Origin of the sequence: Aquabacterium sp., from assembly GCF_048860245.1 — a bacterium.
Classification (GTDB): Bacteria; Pseudomonadota; Gammaproteobacteria; order Burkholderiales; family Burkholderiaceae_C; genus Aquabacterium.
Genome location: NZ_JBLIZW010000029.1, coordinates 1 through 20,437, shown reverse-complemented (window position 1 = coordinate 20,437; position 20,437 = coordinate 1). Strand labels below are relative to the sequence as shown.

The window sequence follows — 20,437 nt, the reverse complement described above, 5'->3', positions numbered from 1 at the left end:
CATGCCCATCAGGTGCAAGTCACCTGCCGACGCATGGGAGGGGGGTTTGGCGGCAAGGAGTCGCAATCTGCCGTGTTCGCCTGCATCGCCGCACTGGGCGCGCACCTGCTGCAGCGCCCGGTGAAAATGCGCCCGGACCGCGACGACGACATCCTCATCACCGGGCGGCGCCATGGCTTTCAGCATGATTACGAGGTGGCACACGACGACGAGGGCCGCATCCTCGCTGCCAAGGTGGAGATGCTGTCGAACGCCGGACATTCGGCCGACCTGTCTGCCCCGGTGATGACCCGGGCCATCTGCCACTTCGACAACGCCTACTGGCTGCCCAATGTGGACTTGAGGGGCTACTGCGCCCGCACCAACACGCAAAGCAACACGGCCTTCCGCGGATTTGGCGGCCCGCAAGGCGCGCTGCTGATCGAGCACATTCTGGATGCGGTCGCCCGCAAGGTGGGCAAGGACCCATTGGACGTCCGTCTGGCCAATCTGTACGGCGTGGGCGAGCGCAATGTGACGCCCTATGGCCAGACAGTGACCGACAACGTGCTGCATCCACTGATCGACGAACTGGTGCGCAGCAGTGACTACCGCGCCCGCCGCGAAGCCATCACTGCCTTCAACGCCACCAGCCCGGTGCTGAAAAAGGGCTTGGCGCTGACGCCGGTGAAGTTCGGCATCTCGTTCAACGTGGTCCACCTGAATCAGGCCGGCGCGCTGGTTCACGTTTACAGCGATGGCAGTGTGCTGGTTAACCACGGCGGCACCGAAATGGGCCAGGGTCTCAACACCAAGGTGGCCCAGATGGTGGCGCACACGCTGGGCATCAGCCTGTCGCGCGTACGGGTCACGGCCACCGACACCAGCAAGATCGCCAACACCTCGGCCACGGCTGCCTCAACGGGCTCAGACCTCAATGGCAAGGCCGCTGCCGATGCCGCACGTCAGATCTACGACCGGCTGATCAACCGCACCGCCACGCGCCTGAACCTGCCCACCGATCAGGTCCGCATCGTCAACGATGCCGTACAGGCCGGCGAGCAAACCTTGTCCTTTGAAGACGTGGTGCGCGACGCATACATGAACCGCATCCAGTTGTGGTCAGACGGTTTCTATGCCACCCCCGGGCTGAGCTGGGATCGGCAAACCATGCAGGGGCGCCCCTTCTTCTACTACGCCTATGGCGCAGCAGTCAGCGAAGTACTGGTGGACACGCTCACGGGCGAATCGCGTGTGCTGCGTGCCGATGTGCTGCACGATGTCGGTCAATCCATCAATCCGGCGCTGGACAAAGGCCAGGTCGAAGGCGCGTATGTGCAAGGCATGGGCTGGTTGACCAGTGAAGAACTGTGGTGGCACCCTCAAACGGGCAAGCTGATGACGCACGCGCCGTCCACCTACAAGATCCCCACGGCCAACGACTGCCCGCCCGACTTCCGCGTCAACCTGTTTGACAACCGCAACCCGGAAGACACCATCTACCGCTCCAAGGCAGTGGGTGAGCCGCCCTTGCTATTGGGTTTCTCGGTGTTCTTTGCCATTCGGGATGCGGTAGCCAGCCTCGGCGCACCCGGCGCGGTACCAACCCTGCATGCACCCGCCACGCCCGAAGCCATTCTGGACGCCGTCGAGGCCATGCAAGCCACGCACGCCTGAGACCCGCCCATGAGCAGTTTGATGGCGCGCCACCTGCAGCACACCGCCCGGCAATGGCTGGACGACCAACGCCCGGCCCTGATCGTGAGCGTGGACGCCATCCAGGGGTCCACGCCGCGCGAGGTGGGTGCGCGCATGCTGGTGTCGCGCGAACAGGTGATGGGGACGATTGGCGGGGGGCATCTGGAATGGCAGGCACTGGATCTTGCACGGCAAGCCTTGGCCCAGGCCGAAGGGCACCTGCCCAGCCAAGCCTGGACCCACACCTACGCCTTGGGACCCAGCCTGGGGCAATGCTGCGGCGGCGTGGTCACCGCGCGCTTTGAACCCCTCACGGCAGACAGCCTCGCCGCCTGGCCCTTGCCCCCGGCACGCTTTCATCTGGAGCTGCATGGCGCCGGCCATGTGGGGCAGGCCATCGTGCGTCTGCTGGCCGACATCGACTGCACGGTACGCTGGATCGACGAGCGACTGGACGACACCGGGCTCGCGTGCGAGCAACCGGGCCTGCCGTCGCCCGAGATGCTGGCGACGCTGCCGCCTCACATCCAGTGGTTACCCACCGAATCGGCCGCGCACGAAGTGGCCGACGCCCCCGCTCAGGCCTGCCACCTGGTGCTGACCCATAGCCACGACCTGGACCTGCGCATCATCACCGCCGTGTTGCGGCGCGCCGATTTTGCCTACGCTGGCCTGATTGGCTCGCAGACCAAGCGCGCGCGCTTTCTGCATCGGCTGGAAGACGCCGGCATCGGGACGGACGTGTTGTCGCGCCTGACCTGCCCGATCGGCCTGCCCGGCATCACCGGCAAGGAGCCGGTCGTCATGGCGATTGCCATCGTCGGCCAACTTCTCAGCTTGCGTTAAATCTGCCACCTTCCTGCCCTACACTGGCGGCGCATTTTGTCCTGCCGCATGCGTCACCCTGCCTCGCCCTCTTCTGCTCCGCCCTCGTCGCCCGTCACCCCCGTGGTGCTGTGTGCCGACGACTTTGCAGAAAACGCGCCCATCTCGGAAGGCATTGCGGAGCTGGCCCACGCCGGGCGCCTGAGCGCCACCAGTGCCATGACCTTGTCGCCCCGCTGGGCACCAGATGCAACGCTGCTGGCCCCCTTGCGAGACAAGATGGACGTGGGCCTGCACCTCGACTGGACCAGCCCCTTTGCCATTCAGGCCGGACACGGCTTGCCCCTGGGGCAGACCATGCTCCAGGCGGCACTGGGCGGCATGAAGCCCGACCAGGTGCGACAAGTCATCGACCGACAACTCGGTCTCTTTGAAGATGTGTGGCAGGCACCGCCCGACCATGTGGATGGGCACCAGCACATCCATCAGTTTGCGGGCATCCGCCAGGTGCTGCTGGACGTGATGAGCCAGCGGTACGCCGCGCACCAGCGCCCTTACCTGCGCCTGAGTCGTGCTCAGGCAGGATACGCCTCGCTCAAATCACGCGTCATTGCCCTGTGGGGGGCGGCGCCGCTGGTTCGAGAAGCTGCTCAGGCAGGCATCCCGTGTGCCCCGGCGCTGTCTGGCATATACGGCTTTGAAGTGGCCGAGGGGCTGTATGCCCGGCACATGCACCAGTGGCTGCAGCAAGCCCAACGCGGGGTCTTGTTGATGTGCCACCCGGCTAAGGCAGCCCTGCCCGACGACCCGATTGGCCCCGCACGAGTGCAAGAGCATGCTTACCTGGCCAGCCCTGATTTTCTGCAAACCTTGAACGCCCACGGTCTGGTCTTGAGCCGTGGCCGCAACCTCTATACCGACGCACCATGCGCCTGAACACCCGTTTTGCTGACCGCCCCTGGCTGCTGCCTTTGCTGTTGTGGGTCTTTTTGCTGGTGATGGCCGCCATTCGCCCCTTGGGCTTGCCCGATGAAGGCCGTTACGCGGAAATCGGGCGCTGGATGGTGCAAAGCGGTGACTGGCTGACGCCTCGCTTGAACGGCTCGCCCTTCTTTCACAAGCCGCCCTATCTGTACTGGATGGAGGCCAGCACCATCTCGCTGTTTGGCACCCACATCCTGACCGCCCGTCTGGCTCCGGTGATGCATGGCGGCCTGATGCTGGGCATGCTGTATGTGATGGTGCAACGCATCGCCGGGGTGGATCTGGCGCGCCGCGCCAGCCTGATGCTGGGTACCAGCCTGGCATTTCTGGTGGGTGGGCAATACGTCAACCACGATATGGTGGTGGCCAGCTGGATCAGCGCCGCCATCTGGTGCTTTGCCTGGGCTATTGACGGCCGCGAACGCCCGCATACGGGTTGGGCGCTCGCGGGCTACGCGGCTTGCGGATTGGGCATCATGACCAAGGGTTTGATTGGCCTGGCGCTGCCTGGCCTGGTCTTGTTGATCTGGCTGATCTGGACCCGGCAGGTGCACAAACTGATCACCCTGCCCTGGTTGCGTGGCCTGTTGATTTTCGGCGCCATCGTCGTGCCGTGGTTTGCCTTGGCGGAAAAGTCGTCGCCCGGCATGCTGAACTACCTGTTCGGCACACAACAGTTTCAACGCTTCACCGGCACCACTTTCAACAATGTCCACCCTTGGTGGTTCTATTGGGTGGGGCTGCTGGGCATGCTGTGCCCCTGGGCTTTCTTTGCGGCCTATCAGGCGCTCAAACCGGGTAGCACCCGCCCGCAAGAACCCGATGGCGCGCCAGTGCTGTCGCGCAACTGGCTACTGCTGTGCGCCATCTGGCTGGTGGCCATCCTCACCTTCTTCTCCATCCCCAAGTCCAAGCTGATTGGCTATGCCCTGCCGGTGATGCCACCGCTGGCTGTGCTCGCTGCCGTGGGCTATGAGCGCGCCTGGGGCCACAAGCGCTGGAGCGCCAAGGCATTTGCCGCCTTGAGCGTGCTGGCCATTGCACTGGCCCTGGCCACCCATGTTGCAGGCACCCGCTACACCGAACGCAAGAGTTCACAAGACATTGCCTCGGCCTTGGCATGCGCCTGGCAGCCGGGCGACAAAATCCATGTGGCCGGTGGCTACCCCTATGACCTGCCCTATTACGCACAGATTCAGGAGCCCTTCATCCTGATCCAGGACTGGGTCACCATCCGCAAGACAGCGGGTGACGACTGGCGCCGCGAGATTTTTGAAGGGGTGGACTTCGATCCGCGTGCGCAACAATCTCTGCAGCAGCCCACGGCCTTGGACACGGCTGTGAACCAGGCTGGCCAGTGGCTGGTGCAGCCCAATTCGACGCCGGCACCTGCTGGCTGGCGCCTGAAGCAGCAAGGACGCGTCTGGTCCTTGTATGGCTCAGCGCTTGAACGCCCAGAAGCGGCCGAGCACAAAGGTTTGGCCGGCTGCAACGACCAGCGCCACAAATAAGGCCAGCCACGATGGCCAATCGGCCAATCGAACCAGTGCGCTGAACACCACCTCGTTGCAGGCAAAACCAGCCAACGCGGTGGCCGCAAAGCGAACCAGGCTGGTCAACAACGGGGTGCTGGTACCCTTGAAGCTGAACCAGCGGTGGCCCACGAAGCTCACGCAAAACGCCACCACGAAACCCACGGCATTGGCCAACTCGGGCATCAAGGCTGGCCACAGGCGCGTGACCAGAGCAAACACCGCCATGTGCGTGAGCGCGGCACTGGCCCCGGTGACCAGAAACCAGAAGTGACCCGCGTTCATGCGCGAGTGTCAGGCTGACTGTCTTCCGGGCGTGGCAGGCCCGTGCCCATGCGGCGATCGACGAGGAAGAGCGGACGGCCCTTGGACTCGTCGTAGATGCGGCTGATGTACTCGGCCATCACGCCCAGACCAATCAACTGAATGCCGCTGAAAAAGGCCATGCACACCACGATGGTGGCGTAGCCCGGCACCTTGGTTCCGTAGATGAAGTGCTCCAGCACGGTCCACATGCCAAAGGCAAAGGCCAACATGGACATCAAGATGCCCAGCACGCCCAAGGTCCGCAGTGGCTTGCTGGAAAACGCAATCAGTCCGGTCGCCGCCAGAGACATGGCACCGGCGTAACCAAAGCGGGATTTCCCTTCAATGCGGTCCTGAGGCTGGTAGTCAATGGCTGTGCTGGTGAAGCCCACCCACGCGTACAGGCCCTTCATGAATCGATGCCGTTCGGGCAAGGCGTTCAAGGCGTCCACCACCTGACGCCCCATCAAACGGAAGTCACCCGCGTTTTCAGGAATGGTCAGGCGACTGCCAGAGTTGATCAGCCGATAGAAGCCCTTCGTCAGAAACGCCTGGAAGCGGCTTTGGTCGTCGCGCGTTGTGCGCACGGCATACACCACATCATTGCCTTCACGCCACAGCGTCAGCATCTTGTCCAGGAGGGACACCGGGTGCTGGCCATCTGCGTCCATGATGGCGACCACTTCTCCGCGGGCTTCATGCAAGCCTGCCGTGATGGCGGCTTCTTTGCCGAAGTTGCGACTGAGCTTCACGCCCACCACCTCGGGATGCTGGCGTGACAGCGCATCGATCACCTCGACCGTGTTGTCTCGGCTGCCGTCGTCCACCAGGACCACCTCGACCCGGTCGGACAAGGCACGAAGCGCAGACACCATGCCCGGCACCACGTGGGGCAGGTTCTTGGATTCGTTGTACGCAGGGACAACCAGTGAGATAGAAGGAACAGGACGCATACGACAGGCCAGCAACAAACGGTGCAATCCTATCCGGATTCCGTGAACTCCCCCGCAAAACAGGCGCTGTTGTACCGGGTTACCCCCATGAAATGTGGCGATACTGATCGCCAACTAGGGAAGGCACGAGTGTGATGCCCTGCCGTAATCCTTAATTTAGGTCAAACCAGTCGCTTGCCAGGGAAATGGTCTGAGATCACCCCCCTAACATGGCGACTTTTATCAGTCGCGAAAGCCATGCCGCCGAGTTGTTCGACCGTCCCTGCCGCCCTTGACGAGTACAGCTCCCAGCTATCGAAGTACGAACAGGAGCAGATTCTTCATCTGCAGCAAGCCATTCTGGAGTCCGTGGCGCGCGGTGACGACCACCTGGACGTGATCAATCGGGTTTGCAACCTCGAAGAACAACTGCTGCCCAACTCCGTCGGGTCGGTCATGTTGCTCGACAGCGCCCGCGAAGCACTCAATGTCTACGCAGCGCCCAGCATTCCGGCTGAAGGTCATGCCCGCCTCAATGGCCTGCGCCCGGGCCCCGGTGCAGGCTCATGCGGCAATGTGGTTTACCAAGAGGCCCCGCAGTACGTCAGCAACACCTTTGCCGCCCCCCGTTGGCAAGACCTGCGGCAACTGGCTTACGACTTCAACCTCTGCGCTTGCTGGTCAGTCCCCATCTACTCGGCCGAGCGACAAATCGTTGGGACCTTTGCGTTGTCGAGCTTCGAGCATCGCGCCCCGACCGAATTCCACAAGCGCATTCTGGAAATCGGCGCCTCAATCATCGGCATCGTGCTGGACCGGCACAAGTCGCAGTCCTCCATGCGCCTGTTCCAGAAGGTCATGGAAGGCAGCGAAGAGGGTTTCATCGTCACCGATGCACAGGGCAAGATCCTGTTGATCAACCGTGCGTTTTCCAAAGTGTTTGGCTACACGCAGGATGAGCTGATCGGCCGCAACCCCAGCTTCTTGTCGTCTGGCCACCATGACCCGTCGTTCTACACGGCCATGTGGCACAGCATCCGGACCTTCGGTCACTGGCACGGTGAGATCTGGAACCGACGCAAGAACGGGGAAGTGTTCCCGGAATGGTTGTCGATTTCGGCCGTCAACGATCAGGCCAACCACACGACCCATTACATCGGCATCTTCAGCGACCTCAGCGACAAGAAAAACGCCGAGGCGACGATTCAATACCTGTCTTCGCACGACGTGCTGACCGGCCTGCCCAACCGGGTGTTGTTTCAAGACCGGCTGGACAACGCCTTGAGCTATGCCTCGCGGGCTGGCACCAAGGTGGGTCTGCTGGCACTGAACGTCGACAATTTCAAGCTGCTCAATGATTCATTGGGGCATGCTGCGGGTGACCAGCTGCTGACCCAGATTGCCCAACGCCTGAGCCAGTCGGTGTCAGAGGGCAACGCCATCTGCCGCCAAAGTGGTGACGAGTTTCTGATTGCGCTGACCGACGTACAGGACATGGAAACGGTCACTTCTGCCGCCATGGGGTTGCTGGAGCGTGTTCGGACCCCGATCCAGCTAGACGACAAAGCGTTGTCGCTGTCGTGCTCGATTGGTGTGGCCATCTACCCGGACGACGCCGACGACGGCGGAAAGTTGCTGCAGGCCGCGACCAAGGCGCTGGACAACGCCAAGGAAGCCGGCCGCAACACCTACCGCTTCTTCACCGAGCAACTCAACACCGATGGTCTGGCGCACCTGCGCATTGCGCAAGGTTTGCGTCAAGCCATCGTCAACCGTGAGTTTGTGTTGCATTACCAGCCGCAGATTGATCTGCGCACGCGCCAGATTTCGGGTGCCGAGGCCCTGATCCGCTGGCAGCACCCCACCGACGGCTTGCTCTCGCCCATCCGATTCATCGACATCGCCGAGCAAACTGGCCTGATCGTGGACATTGGCGACTGGGTGCTGGAAGAAGCCTGCCGTCAGGCCAAAGCCTGGCAGGACAGCGGTTTGCCCCCTGTGACGGTGGCAGTCAATGTCTCGGCCGTGCAGTTCCGCAGCGGCAAGCTGGAGGAATCGGTTCGTCGTGCGCTGGAGACCAGCGGGCTGGCGCCGCAATGGCTGGAGTTGGAGCTGACCGAATCGGTGCTGGTGCATGACACCGACAACATGATCGGCTTGTTCGAACGGCTGAAGGCCTTGGGTGTCAACCTGTCGATCGACGACTTCGGGACGGGTTACTCCAGCCTGGCTTACTTGAAGAAGTTCAACATCGATCGCCTGAAGATTGATCAGTCTTTTGTGCGAGAAATGGCGACCGATGCCAACGACGCGGCCATCGTGCGCGCCATCATCCAGATGGCCCACACGCTGAATCTGCGCGCCGTGGCTGAAGGGGTTGAATCAGAACAGGTCACCGCGCAACTGGGATTGTGTGAATGTGATGAAGTACAGGGCTATCACTTCGCTCGCCCCATGCCAGGTGATGCGCTGGCTTCGATGCTGAAGTCGACAAGCTGACGGGACACCACATGGCACTGATCCGCAACATCGTGCGCACCCTCTGCCTGCTCTGGCTGATGTGGTGGTCGCCGGTTCATGCGGCAGGGCCTGACAAGCTGGTGATCGGCGTGTTTGCCTACCGGCCGATTCCGGTCATGGAAGCCACCTGGGCCTCCCTTGGCACCTATTTGCAAGACAGGTTGCACGGGCCGCAAGTGATCGTGCGCTTTCTGACGCAGGATCAGATGCAGGAGGCCATTGCCAAGAGCGAGCTGGATCTGGTGTTCACCAATCCGGTCCACTACATCATGCTGCGCTCGGGCAACCGCTTGTCGGGCGCGATTGCCACGCAGCAGTCTCTGGAAAACGGTCAGGCTGTGGCCATGTTTGGCGGCGTCATCTTGAAACGCCGCGACCGCACCGACATCCAGACGCTGGCTGATCTGGCTCAGAAAACCGTGGCCATCCCCCGCGCGCAATCGATGGGGGCCTACACCGCACAAGCAGCCTTGCTGCAGGAACACAAGGTTTCGCTGGACCGCATTCAGTTCAAGGAACTGGGGCAACCCCAAGACAATGTGGTGGCGGCCGTTCTGGCTGGCAAGGCTGATGCGGGCTTCTTGCGCACCGGTGTGCTCGAATCCAGCACCGTTCGGCGTGCGTTCGACACCAGCCAACTGGAAGTGATCGCACCGCGCACGGAGCCTGGTTTTCCATTCGCCTTGTCGACCAAGCTGTACCCCGAATGGCCGATGGTGGCCCTGCCCCACGTGCCGCCAGACATCAGCCGCCATGTGACGGCTGCACTGCTCGCCATGGCGCCGAGCGACGCTGCAGCCCAAGCTGCAGGCATTTATGGCTTCACCATTCCGGCCGACTACTCGGACGTGGAAAACACCATGCGGCTGTTGCGCATGCCGCCCTTCGAGGTGGTGCCGCAACTCAGCTTGGCCGATTTCGCCTCACAGCACAGCTGGACGTTTGCTTTTGCGTTGCTGTCGCTGGGCTTGATGGTGGCCCTGATTCTGAGAGGCGCCTGGCACAACCAACGCCTGCACCGTGCCAGCATCACCCTTGAGAGAACATTGGGCGAGCTGGATCAGGAGCACAAGCGACTGAACAACATCATCAGCAGCACCCATGCCGGCACATGGGAATGGAACCGCAAGACCGGTGAAGTGCAGTTCAGCGAACGCTGGGCCACCATGTTGGGCTACAGCCGCGCCGAAATTGAGCCGCTGTCCTTTGAAAAATGGGTGGCGCTGACGCACCCGGACGACGTACCGGGTGCCCGCCAGCAAATGCGACGCCACTTTGCTGGCGAGATCCCCCATTACGACGCCGTGTTTCGGATGAAGCACAAGGACGGTCACTGGACCTGGATTCACACCATCGGCATGGTCATCCAGCGCGAGCGGGGCACAAACGAGCCAGAACTGATCACTGGCATGCACTTGGATGTGAGCACGCAGAAGCGACAAGAGGAAGAGCGCATCCTCAGCCACACCGTGTTCCGCCAAAGCCATGATGGCATCATGATCACCGATTGCGACAACCGTATCGTGCAGGTCAATCCGGCGTTCACACAGATCACGGGCTACACGCCCGACGAAGTGTTGGGCCAGAGCCCTCGCATCTTGAGCTCAGGCCAGCACGACAAGGCGTTTTACCAAGCCCTGTGGGCGCATCTGCACAAGCACGACACCTGGCACGGCGAAGTGTGGAACCGCCACAAGTCAGGGCACGTGTACCCCGAGCGTATCTCGATGTCGTTGGTGCGGGATGCCCAGGGCATGATCACGCACCACATCGCGGTGTTCTCTGACATCAGTCTGCAAAAGCGCCTGATTGAAGAGTTGCAATACTCGGCGTATCACGACCGCCTGACAGGCCTGCCCAACCGCAATTTGCTGCAAGACCGTCTGAAGCAGGCACTGTCGCAAGCACGACGGGCCGACAGCGGCGTGGCCGTGCTGTTTGCCGATCTGGACGGGTTCAAGCCCGTCAACGACATGTACGGGCATCAGGCCGGTGACGAGTTGTTGCGCACGCTCAGCACCCGGATGAACGATGTCTTGCGTGAAGGTGACACCCTGGCGCGTGTGGGGGGCGATGAGTTCATCGGCGTGATGAGCGGCATCACCGATACCGAAGGCGCCGAACTGGTCGCCAACCGATTGCTGAATGCCATTGCACAACCCGTCACACTGACGTCGGCCGGGGCACTGGTGCAAGTTTCTGCCAGCATTGGCGTGGTGTTGTGCGCGGGCGCCGCACTGCAACACACCGAGTCGCCAGACGCCTTGCTCGATGCCGCAGACGAGACCATGTACCTGGCCAAGCGCGCCGGCAAGGGCTGCGTCCGCATCCAGACCTGGGCGCCCTGAGCCCCGGTCCACTTATCCACTTGTCCCCATTTCCTGTGGACAACCTTGTTGGCAAGGTTGGGGCAATCTGGTTTCCCCCTATGGGGAACCCTAGATTGCTTAAAAACGCAGCACCGCGATCAAGGTGTGGGCACAGCCGCTGAAGTGGCCTGGTACCAGCGCCCCAGCGTGGCACGTTCGTCTTCCGTGATCTGGGTAGCGTTATTCAGGGGCATGGCACGCAAGGCCACCACCTGCTGGTAGATGGCTTGCGCCCGCGTGGCGATGGCCTCCGGAGAATCCAGGCGCACACCCTTGTTGGCAATTTGCGCGTTGTGGCACATCACGCAACGCTGCCCGATGATGGCTTGCGCCTTGGCCGTCAATTGCTGAGGTGTTTCGGCGGCCACGGTGGGCGCAGCAGATTTGGACGGCGCAGGGGCCAGCCACACGGCCACACCCAACAGCACCGCCACGCCAGCGGCCGCCCAGCCCCACGGAGCCGGCTTGCCGGCCACTTCGGTCTTGTGGCGCGCCACAAAGAACTGGCGAATCAAAGCCCCTGCCAGCATGATCAGCACCAGCACCAACCAGTTGTGTGCATGGCTGTAAGCCCAGCCGTAATGGTTGCTCAACATGGCAAACAACACCGGCAAGGTGAAGTAGGTGTTGTGCACGCTGCGCTGCTTGCCCCGCTGACCATGCACAGGGTCCACCGGTTCGCCCGCCTTCATGGCGGCCACCACCTTGCGCTGCCCCGGAATGATCCAGAAGAACACGTTGGCGCTCATGGCTGTGGCCATCATGGCCCCCACCAGCAGGAAGGCTGCGCGGCCCGCAAACAACTGGCAGGCCAGCCAACTGGCCGCCACCACCACGCCGAACACCAGTGCGCCCAGCAAACCATCTTTGCCCGGCATGCGCCCCACGGTGCGGCACAGCAGGTCATAGATCAACCAGAAGCCCACCAAAAAGCCCAGCGCGGCGTGCACGGCCACCAAGGGGGACCAGTCGTACACCGTCTTGTCGATCAGGAAGGTGCCTGCATTGAACAGGTACAGCACCGTGAACAGGCCAAAGCCGGTCAACCAGGTGGAATAGCTTTCCCAGTAGAACCAGTGCAGGTGCGCAGGCAACTGCTTGGGCGCCCCCAGATACTTTTGCGGGTTGTAGAAGCCGCCGCCGTGCACCGCCCACAACTCGCCCCCCACGCCCTGCTCTTTCAGCTTGGGGTCGGTGGGTGGCGTCAGGCTGTTGTCCAGCCACACGAAGTAAAACGACGAGCCAATCCAGGCAATCGCCACGATCACGTGGGCCCAGCGCAGCAACAAGTTGGCCCAGTCGAGTGCGTATCCAAACCAAGGTGAGAAGTCCATCATCGCTACCTTTAACTGCCACGGTAGGTCGAGTACGCCCAAGGGCTCACCAGCAAGGGCACGTGGTAGTGCGACTGCGGATCGGCCAGGCCGAAATCAATCGAGACCTTGCCCAGAAACGCCGGGTTCGGCAAATCCAGGCCCTTGGCACGGAAATAGCCTTCCACATCAAACACCAGTCGATAGCAACCCGGTTTGAAGTCTTCACCCGCCAACATGGGCCCGTCTACACGGCCATCCTCATTGGTCAGCACGCTGCGCAACAGCAGCCAGCGACCTTCGGAGCAGCCGTCTTCGGGCGACACTTCTCGCACGTACAACGAGACAGCCATCCTGGCTGCGGGGGTGCCGTGCACGGTGTCCAGCACATGGGTGGTCAAACGCCCGGCGACAGAGGCGTGTTGGGGATCGGGTAGCGTCATGGAGTCAACCTGTCACAACGATGCTTGCATCGACATTTCAAAAGTGTATACACTTTAACCATGATGAGTGAAGCACGCAAGACGCCTGCCAACAAAGAGACAAGCCCCCGCGCCAACAAGCGCTTGCGCAAAGTGGATGCGGACGCCATCCCGGCCGAGCCCATTGTGGGCGGCGACGACACCTCCAGCACCGAACAGATCGTGCTGGCGGTGACGCGCGCCATCGTGGAGCACCGCCTGGAGCCTGGCACCAAGTTGGTCGAGCAAAGCCTGGGCGACCGCTTCGGGGTGTCGCGCACCATCGTGCGGCAAGCGCTGTTTCGTTTGTCCGAGCTGAAGCTCGTCAAGCTGGAACCAGCACGAGGCGCCTTCGTTGCGGCGCCCTCCATGCAAGAAGCCCGCGAGGTGTTTGCCGTACGCCGCATGGTCGAAGGCCAGATGCTGCGTGAGTTGGTGCAACGCATTCGCCCCGCCGACATCAAGCAACTCAAGACCCACATTGCCGAAGAGCGCGATGCGGTCACGCGCATCGACGTGCCCACGCGCACCAAGTTGCTGTTTGACTTCCACGTGAAGATGGCCCAGGTGCTGGGCAACCAGGTTCTGGTCGATCTGATGCAGGAATTGGTGTCGCGCTGCTCACTGATCTCGCTGATGTACCAGTCGGCGGACGACGCCGAAACCTCGAATGCCGAACACGTGGACATCCTTTCTGCCATCGAGACCAAGGATGCCGACCTGGCTGTCAAGCTGCTCAACGAGCACCTGGACACGGTCGAAAAACAGTTGACCGAACACCGCCGCACCGCTCCGGCTTCGCGCGCTACGCGCTGACCCACCCACCATGCCCATGCAGCCTACCGCTCCCTACCCCCGCGACCTCATCGGCTACGGCGCTCAGCCACCCCACGCGCAATGGCCTGATGGCGCGCGCATTGCCGTGCAGTTTGTGCTGAACTACGAAGAAGGCGGCGAAAACTCCGTGCTGCACGGCGACGCGGGCAGCGAGCAGTTTTTGAGCGAAATGTTCAACCCGGCGTCTTACCCCGACCGGCACCTGAGCATGGAGTCGATTTACGAATACGGCTCGCGCGTGGGCGTGTGGCGCATCCTGCGCGAGTTTGAAAAGCGTGGCTGGCCCCTCACCGTCTTTGGCGTCAGCATGGCCTTGCAGCGCCACCCCGAGTTGACTCAAGCCTTTGTCGACCTGGGCCACGAAATCGCCTGCCACGGCTGGCGTTGGATCCACTACCAAAACCTCGATGAAGCCACCGAGCGCGAGCACATGCGCCTGGGCATGCAGATCATCGAAGAACTGACCGGCCAGCGCGCCTTGGGTTGGTACACCGGACGAGACAGCCCCAACACCCGCCGACTGGTCGCCGACTACGGCGGCTTTGCCTACGACAGCGACTACTACGGCGACGACCTGCCCTTCTGGACCGAAGTGCAGCGCACCGATGGCGAGGTGGTGCCGCATCTGGTGGTGCCTTACACGCTCGATGTGAACGACATGCGCTTTTCGCTGCCGCAGGGCTACTCGCAGGGTGAAGACTTCTTCACCTACCTGAAGGACACCTTCGACCTGCTCTACGCCGAAGGCGATCCCGCCGGTGACAACGCGCCCAAGATGATGAGCGTGGGCATGCACTGCCGCCTGCTGGGCCGCCCTGGCCGCTTCCGTGCCTTCCAGCGCTTTCTGGATCACGTCGCCAGCCACGACAAGGTCTGGGTGTGTCGCCGCATCGACATCGCCCGCCACTGGCAAGCCGTTCACCCTTATCAGCCCGCCCGCTGACCACCCCGCATCGCACACGAGGCCCCATGGTCGTCATCCCCACCCTGTCGCTCGATCAACTCAATGAAGCCGATCAAGCGGCCTTCACCCAGTTGCTCGACGGCATCTACGAACACTCACCCTGGATCGCCGAGGCCACCTGGGCCAAGCGCCCCTTTGCCAGCCTGGCGCACCTCAAGCACGCACTGGCCCAAACCGTGCGCGAAGCAAGCGTGGCACAGCAACTTGGCCTCATCCGTGCCCACCCCGAGTTGGCGGGCAAAGCGGCTGTGGCTGGTGAACTCACGGCCGAATCCACCAACGAGCAAAGCCAGGCCGGCCTGACCCACTGCAGCCCCGACGAGTTCGCGCGCCTGCAGCAACTCAATGCCGACTACAACGCCAAGTTTGGTTGGCCCTTCATCCTGGCCGTGCGGGGGCCCCGTGGCACCGGGCTGACGCGCCAGCAAATCATCACCACCTTTGCCCGGCGCCTGCGCCACAACGCCGATGCCGAGCGTGCCGAGTGCCTGCGCAACATCCATCGCATTGCCGAAATCCGCCTCAACGACAAGTTTGGCGTGGCACCCACCGATGGCAACCAGATCCTGGACTGGGCCGACGCCCTGGCCGCCCACACCGAGGGCACCGGTGACAACGGGCTGGATGGCGCCCTGCCCCTCACCCTCACCTACCTGACCCCCGAGCATCAGTCTGCCGCCACCCAGTTGCAGATCTGGATGCGCGTGTGCGGCTTTGACGAAGTGAAGCTCGACGCGGTGGGCAATGTGGTTGGCGTGTACCACGGCACCGATGCCAACGCCACCCGGTTGTTGACCGGCTCGCACTACGACACCGTGCGCAATGGCGGCCGCTACGACGGGCGACTGGGCATCTTCGTGCCCATGGCCTGTGTGCAAGCGCTGTTCAAAGCCGGCAAGCGTCTGCGCTACGGCATTGAAGTGGTGGCCTTTGCCGAAGAAGAAGGTCAACGCTTTCCGGCCACCTTTCTGGGCTCCAGCGCCCTGGTGGGCGACTTCCAACCCGAATGGCTGGACACGGTCGATGCTCAGGGCATCAGCGTGCGCCAGGCCATGCTGGACGCCGGCTTGAGCGCCAACCTCGACGACATCCGCGCCCTGGCCCGCCAGCCGCAGCGCTACCTGGGCTTTGTCGAAGTCCACATCGAGCAGGGCCCGGTCCTCCATGCACTCGACCTGCCTTTGGGCGTGGTCACCGGCATCAACGGCAGCGTGCGCTTCAACGGTGAAGCCATCGGCGTGGCCTGCCATGCGGGCACCACCCCCATGCCCATGCGCCACGACGCAGCCTTGGCCGTGGCCGAAATCGCCCTGATGACCGAGCGCCGAGCCCGCGACGATGCACACGCGCCCGACGGCCCCTCGGTGGGCACCGTGGGCGTGCTGCACGTGCCCCAAGGGTCGATCAATGTGGTGCCGGGCCGCTGCCAGTTCACGCTGGACCTGCGCGCGCCCACCGATGCCCAGCGCGATGCTTTGGCTGCCGATGTGCAAACCTTCACCACCACCGTGGCCGAACGCCGCGGTGTCGACATCCATCTGACCCAGACCATGGTGGCCGCCGCTGCCCCCTCCGACGCCCTTTGGCAACAACGCTGGGAGGCTGCCGTCAGCAGCCTGGGTCTGCCCGTTTACAAACTGCCCAGCGGGGCCGGCCACGACGCCATGAAGCTGCACCAGATCCTGCCGCAAGCCATGCTGTTTGTGCGGGGCGGCAACGACGGCATCAGCCACAACCCGCTGGAAACCATCACCAATGACGATGCGCAACTGTGCGTCGACGCCTTCATGCACCTGCTGGAGAACCTGTGAGCACCCCCCCCAACATGTACGACGCCCTGGACCGCTGGGTGGACCAGCACTTCGATGAAGAAGTGCGCTTTCTGCAGGCCCTGGTGCAAGTGCCCACCGACACCCCGCCCGGCAACAACGCCCCCCACGCCGAGCGTACCGCCCAGTTGCTGAGCGAGTTTGGCTGGACGGCCGAGCGCCACGCTGTACCCGAAGCCGAGGTACGTGACTACGGACTGCAAAGCCTCACCAACCTGATCGTTCGCCGAAAGCTGGGCGATGGCGGCCGCACCGTGGCGCTCAACGCCCACGGCGATGTCGTCCCTCCCGGCGAAGGCTGGACCCACGCCCCCTATGGCGGCGAGATCGAAGACGGCAAGCTCTATGGCCGCGCCGCCGCCGTCAGCAAAAGCGACTTTGCCACCTACAGCTTTGCCCTGCGCGCGCTCGAATCCTTGCTGGCCGAACCCAATGCGCCGGCCCTGCATGGCGCCGTCGAGCTGCACTTCACCTACGACGAAGAATTTGGCGGTGAACTGGGCCCCGGCTGGCTGCTGCGCCAAGGCCTGACCAAGCCCGACCTGCTCATGGCAGCCGGCTTCAGCTACGAAGTGGTCACCGCCCACAACGGTTGCCTGCAAATGGAAGTGACCGTGCACGGCCAAATGGCCCATGCCGCCATTCCGCACACCGGGATTGACGCCCTGCAAGGCGCCGTCACCATCTTGCAAGCGCTTTACGCCCAAAACACGCTGTACCAGGGCATCACCTCGCAGGTGCCGGGCATCAAGCACCCCTACCTGAATGTGGGCCGCATTGAAGGCGGCACCAACACCAACGTCGTGCCGGGCAAGGTGGTCTTCAAGCTAGACCGCCGCATGATCCCCGAAGAAAACGCCACCGAGGTCGAAGCCGACATCCGCCGCGTCATCACCGAGGCCGCCGCCACCTTCCCCGGCATCCGTGTCGAGATCAAGCGCCTGCTGCTGGCCCACTCCCTCAAGCCACTGCCTGGCAACGCCCCCTTGGTGCAAGCACTGCAAAAGCATGGCGTAGCCATCTTTGGCGAGCCCATCCCCACCAGTGGCACCCCGCTGTACACCGATGTGCGCCTGTACTGCGCCCAAGGCATCCCCGCTGTGATTTACGGTGCCGGCCCCCGCACCGTGTTCGAGTCGAATGCCAAGCGCGCCGACGAGCACCTGGTGCTGGAAGACCTGCGCAAAGCCACCAAGGTGGTCGCGCGCACCTTGCTGGACTTGCTAAGCTGAGCGCACACCCAACAGAAACCACTCACAACAACCAACACAAGCTCCCTAATATATTGATTTAAAAGGACTCACACCCGTAGAATCCAATCAATAATCATTTCAAAACCCATGTAGCTTTTGCCATGCGCCCCCTCTTGCAAGCGGCACGAGACCGACTGACCAGCGTGCTGGGCCGGCACCCCGGCGCGAGTGGCCCCGAGCTGGCCGCACACCTGGGCGTGAGTGTCCCGACGCTACACCGGCTCCTGCAAGAACAAGCCGCACACATCGTCAGCGCAGGCAAAGCACGCCGCACCCGCTACGCACTGCGGCGCCCGCTGCGCGGCGCGCTGCAGGATCTACCGCTGTACGAAGTCAACCGCGAAGGCCGCATCGATCAAATCGGCACCCTGTCAGCCCTCCACCCCCAAGGCAGTTGTCTGCACCTGAGCCTTCCCGCTGGCCACACCCCATGGCCCATGCCCGACGAAGCGCGAGACGGTTGGTGGGGCGGCCTGCCATACCCACTCTATGACATGCGCCCACAGGGCTATATGGGGCGCCAATTCGCACTGGCCGAGCATCGGCAACTGGGCGTGCCGGCCGCGCCCAACGACTGGGACGACGACGACATCCTGCACGTGCTGAACCAGCGTGGTCACGACCTCAGCGGGAACCTGATCCTCGGTGAAACTGCCTGCGCCCTGTGGCAACAGGCACATCACACCACGACGCCACCACTGACTGAAGACGCCACAGGCCACGCCTACGCACAATTGGCACAAGATGCCTTGGCCAGCGGCGTAGCGGGCTCCAGCGCAGCGGGTGAGTTTCCCAAGTTCGCTGCACGCCGAGCCCTGCCTGGCGCCCTCACCCAGCATGTGCTGGTGAAATTTTCGGGGGCCGACGACTCGCCCGCCGTCACACGCTGGTCTGACTTGCTGGTATGCGAACACCTAGCCCTCATGCAAGTGGCCACGTTGCCCGGACCAGGCAGTGCCCGCAGCCGCATCGTGCAGCACGCCGGCCGGACCTTTTTGGAGCTAGAACGCTTCGACCGGCATGGCGAATGGGGGCGCAGTCGCCTGAGCAGCCTGGAGAGCCTGCAAGGCGCTTTTCTGGGTGACCGCAGCACGGCGTGGCCCCAGCTCGCGGCTCGCCTGGTGGACCTCAAACTGCTGTCGTCCACCGATGCCGAACGCATCACCGTGCTCTGGTGGTTTGGACGCCTGATCGGCAACACCGACATGCACCTGGGCAACCTGAGCTTTGTGCCCGCAGCCACCCTGCAAGTGGCACCGGCTTACGACATGCTACCCATGATGTATGCCCCCTTGCCGGGCGGCGAGGTGCCCCCCCGCACCTTCCAGCCGGAGTGGCCCTTGCCGCATCAACGCCCGCACTGGCAAACCGCATGCAGGGCCGCACTGGCTTTCTGGCATGCCGCGTCAGCCGACCCACGCATCAGCCCCTCATTCCGCCACATGTGCGAGACCAACGCCCGCACCCTTGATCATGTCGCGCGCCAAGTCTGATTACACCCCGCCCGCTCGCGATGGGGTCAGCCCCAGCACCGTCGCCTTACCTCACGGCACTTGGGCCACCGTACTCGACTACTTGTGCGAGCGCATCCCCGCCATTGCGCACGCAGAATGGCAGCAGCGCATGCTGCAAGGCGACGTGTTGGACGCACAAGGTGTGGCCTTGCCGCCCGATGCGCCCTACCGTGCCCACACCAAAGTGTTTTACTGGCGCGCCCTGCCGTTTGAGCACGCGGTGCCGTTTCAAGAAAGCATCGTCTTTCAAGACGACTACCTGCTGGTGGCTGACAAGCCGCACTTTCTGCCCGTCACCCCCAAGGGCCGTTATGTGAAGGAGACCTTGCTGGTGCGCCTCAAGCGCCAAACCGGCATTGACACGCTGGTGCCCATGCACCGCATTGACCGCGAAACCGCCGGGCTGGTGGCGTTCACCATTCAGCCGACCACCCGCCATGCCTACCAACGCATGTTCAGCGACAAGGTGGTGCGCAAGGTATACGAGGCCATTGCCCCCGTGCGCGCCGACCTTGAGCTGCCCTTGGTGCGCCGCAGCCGGCTGGCCGAAAGCGACCGCTTCATGGCCATGCACGAAGTGCCCGGTGAACCCAACGCCGAAACCGCCATCGAGTTACTGAGCCTGCGCGATGGCCTGGGGCATTACCGACTCAAACCCGTCACAGGACAAAAGCACCAACTGCGCGCACACATGAATGCTCTGGGCATTCCCATCGTGAACGACCAGATCTACCCCGAACTGTGGCCGGCTCTGCCACTCGATATGCCCCCGGATTTCAGTCGCCCCCTGCAACTGCTGGCCAAAACCCTGGCCTTCTCCGACCCCATTACCGGACAAGAGCGCCATTTTGAAAGCCGGTTGCGCTTGAATTGGCGCGACGACTGATCTCAGGCGGGCATCAATAGTCTGTCGAGGGGGCTGACCGTGGATGCACTGTGCTGCGCCAAGACGTGGGTGTAAATCATGGTGGTGCTGACATTGTATTGACCCAATGAATTCCTGCTCAGGTGTTAACGTTGAAGGAAACTGAGATGAGCACCGTGATGGAAGAAGACATCAAACGCTGGACAGCCAAGCGCAAGACGGCCTTGGTCCTGGACATCATTCAAGGCAAGACCAC

Annotated in this window: 16 protein-coding genes and 1 pseudogene; 13 read left to right on the top strand and 4 right to left on the bottom strand. The window is 62.8% G+C overall.

What is annotated here, in order from left to right:
- The 4 genes from xdhB to ACMV18_RS03130 form a co-directional block, all read left to right on the top strand.
- Positions 1 to 1,656, top strand: a 1,656-nt coding sequence (gene xdhB, locus ACMV18_RS03145; protein WP_420816641.1) for a xanthine dehydrogenase molybdopterin binding subunit, incomplete at its 5' end; no start/stop codon positions are given.
- 9 nt (positions 1,657 to 1,665) lie between these two features.
- Entirely contained in the window at positions 1,666 to 2,523 is an 858-nt protein-coding gene (gene xdhC / locus ACMV18_RS03140) for a xanthine dehydrogenase accessory protein XdhC (protein WP_420816640.1), read from the top strand.
- A 48-nt stretch (positions 2,524 to 2,571) separates the two neighbouring features.
- Positions 2,572 to 3,438, top strand: coding sequence for a ChbG/HpnK family deacetylase (locus ACMV18_RS03135; protein ID WP_420816639.1), 867 nt, complete (start codon positions 2,572 to 2,574; stop codon positions 3,436 to 3,438).
- Entirely contained in the window at positions 3,429 to 4,997 is a 1,569-nt protein-coding gene (locus ACMV18_RS03130; RefSeq protein ID WP_420816638.1) for an ArnT family glycosyltransferase, read from the top strand. The genes ACMV18_RS03135 and ACMV18_RS03130 overlap by 10 nt, the downstream gene beginning before the upstream one ends.
- Here ACMV18_RS03130 and ACMV18_RS03125 read toward each other — a convergent pair.
- Positions 4,926 to 5,303, bottom strand: coding sequence for a GtrA family protein (locus ACMV18_RS03125; protein ID WP_420816637.1), 378 nt, complete (start codon positions 5,301 to 5,303; stop codon positions 4,926 to 4,928). The genes ACMV18_RS03130 and ACMV18_RS03125 overlap by 72 nt on opposite strands.
- On the bottom strand, positions 5,300 to 6,277 hold the full coding sequence (locus ACMV18_RS03120; RefSeq protein WP_420816636.1) for a glycosyltransferase family 2 protein: 978 nt from the start codon (positions 6,275 to 6,277) through the stop codon (positions 5,300 to 5,302). Before ACMV18_RS03120 ends, ACMV18_RS03125 begins: the two co-directional genes overlap by 4 nt.
- Positions 6,278 to 6,514: 237 nt before the next feature.
- On the opposite strand from ACMV18_RS03120, the gene ACMV18_RS03115 reads away from it, so the two are divergent.
- On the top strand, positions 6,515 to 8,755 hold the full coding sequence (locus tag ACMV18_RS03115) for an EAL domain-containing protein (RefSeq protein WP_420816635.1): 2,241 nt from the start codon (positions 6,515 to 6,517) through the stop codon (positions 8,753 to 8,755).
- A gap of 11 nt (positions 8,756 to 8,766) precedes the next feature.
- On the top strand, positions 8,767 to 11,124 hold the full coding sequence (locus tag ACMV18_RS03110; RefSeq protein WP_420816634.1) for a diguanylate cyclase domain-containing protein: 2,358 nt from the start codon (positions 8,767 to 8,769) through the stop codon (positions 11,122 to 11,124).
- Positions 11,125 to 11,243: 119 nt separating this feature from the next.
- Here the strand turns inward: ACMV18_RS03110 and ACMV18_RS03105 are convergent, their stop codons facing one another.
- Together ACMV18_RS03105 and uraH are read right to left on the bottom strand one after the other, a co-directional pair.
- The gene (locus ACMV18_RS03105; protein ID WP_420816633.1) at positions 11,244 to 12,482 is read right to left on the bottom strand and encodes a urate hydroxylase PuuD; all 1,239 of its coding nucleotides are present in this window, start codon (positions 12,480 to 12,482) and stop codon (positions 11,244 to 11,246) included.
- An 8-nt stretch (positions 12,483 to 12,490) separates the two neighbouring features.
- Positions 12,491 to 12,901 carry a hydroxyisourate hydrolase gene (gene uraH, locus ACMV18_RS03100; protein WP_420816632.1) on the bottom strand — a complete coding sequence of 137 codons (411 nt, stop codon included), beginning with the start codon at positions 12,899 to 12,901 and terminating at the stop codon, positions 12,491 to 12,493.
- Between the two features lie 60 nt (positions 12,902 to 12,961).
- On the opposite strand from uraH, the gene ACMV18_RS03095 reads away from it, so the two are divergent.
- The 7 genes and pseudogenes from ACMV18_RS03095 to ACMV18_RS03065 all read left to right on the top strand — a co-directional run.
- Complete coding sequence (locus ACMV18_RS03095) at positions 12,962 to 13,735, top strand: GntR family transcriptional regulator (RefSeq protein ID WP_420816631.1); 774 nt, start codon at positions 12,962 to 12,964, stop codon at positions 13,733 to 13,735.
- Positions 13,736 to 13,745: 10 nt separating this feature from the next.
- Positions 13,746 to 14,699: an allantoinase PuuE gene (gene puuE / locus ACMV18_RS03090; protein WP_420816630.1), complete on the top strand. Its 954-nt coding sequence runs from the start codon at positions 13,746 to 13,748 to the stop codon at positions 14,697 to 14,699.
- A gap of 26 nt (positions 14,700 to 14,725) precedes the next feature.
- On the top strand, positions 14,726 to 16,531 hold the full coding sequence (uraD, locus tag ACMV18_RS03085) for a 2-oxo-4-hydroxy-4-carboxy-5-ureidoimidazoline decarboxylase (RefSeq protein WP_420816629.1): 1,806 nt from the start codon (positions 14,726 to 14,728) through the stop codon (positions 16,529 to 16,531).
- Between the two features lie 14 nt (positions 16,532 to 16,545).
- Positions 16,546 to 17,781 (top strand): M20 family metallopeptidase, encoded by a 1,236-nt coding sequence (locus ACMV18_RS03080; protein ID WP_420816642.1) that lies wholly within the window; start codon positions 16,546 to 16,548, stop codon positions 17,779 to 17,781.
- Between the two features lie 122 nt (positions 17,782 to 17,903).
- Positions 17,904 to 19,295, top strand: a complete 1,392-nt coding sequence (gene yjjJ, locus ACMV18_RS03075; RefSeq protein ID WP_420816628.1) for a type II toxin-antitoxin system HipA family toxin YjjJ — start codon at positions 17,904 to 17,906, stop codon at positions 19,293 to 19,295.
- On the top strand, positions 19,276 to 20,202 hold the full coding sequence (locus tag ACMV18_RS03070) for a pseudouridine synthase (RefSeq protein ID WP_420816627.1): 927 nt from the start codon (positions 19,276 to 19,278) through the stop codon (positions 20,200 to 20,202). Before yjjJ ends, ACMV18_RS03070 begins: the two co-directional genes overlap by 20 nt.
- A 146-nt stretch (positions 20,203 to 20,348) precedes the next feature.
- A pseudogene (locus tag ACMV18_RS03065) lies at positions 20,349 to 20,437 on the top strand (DUF1153 domain-containing protein); the annotation flags it as partial.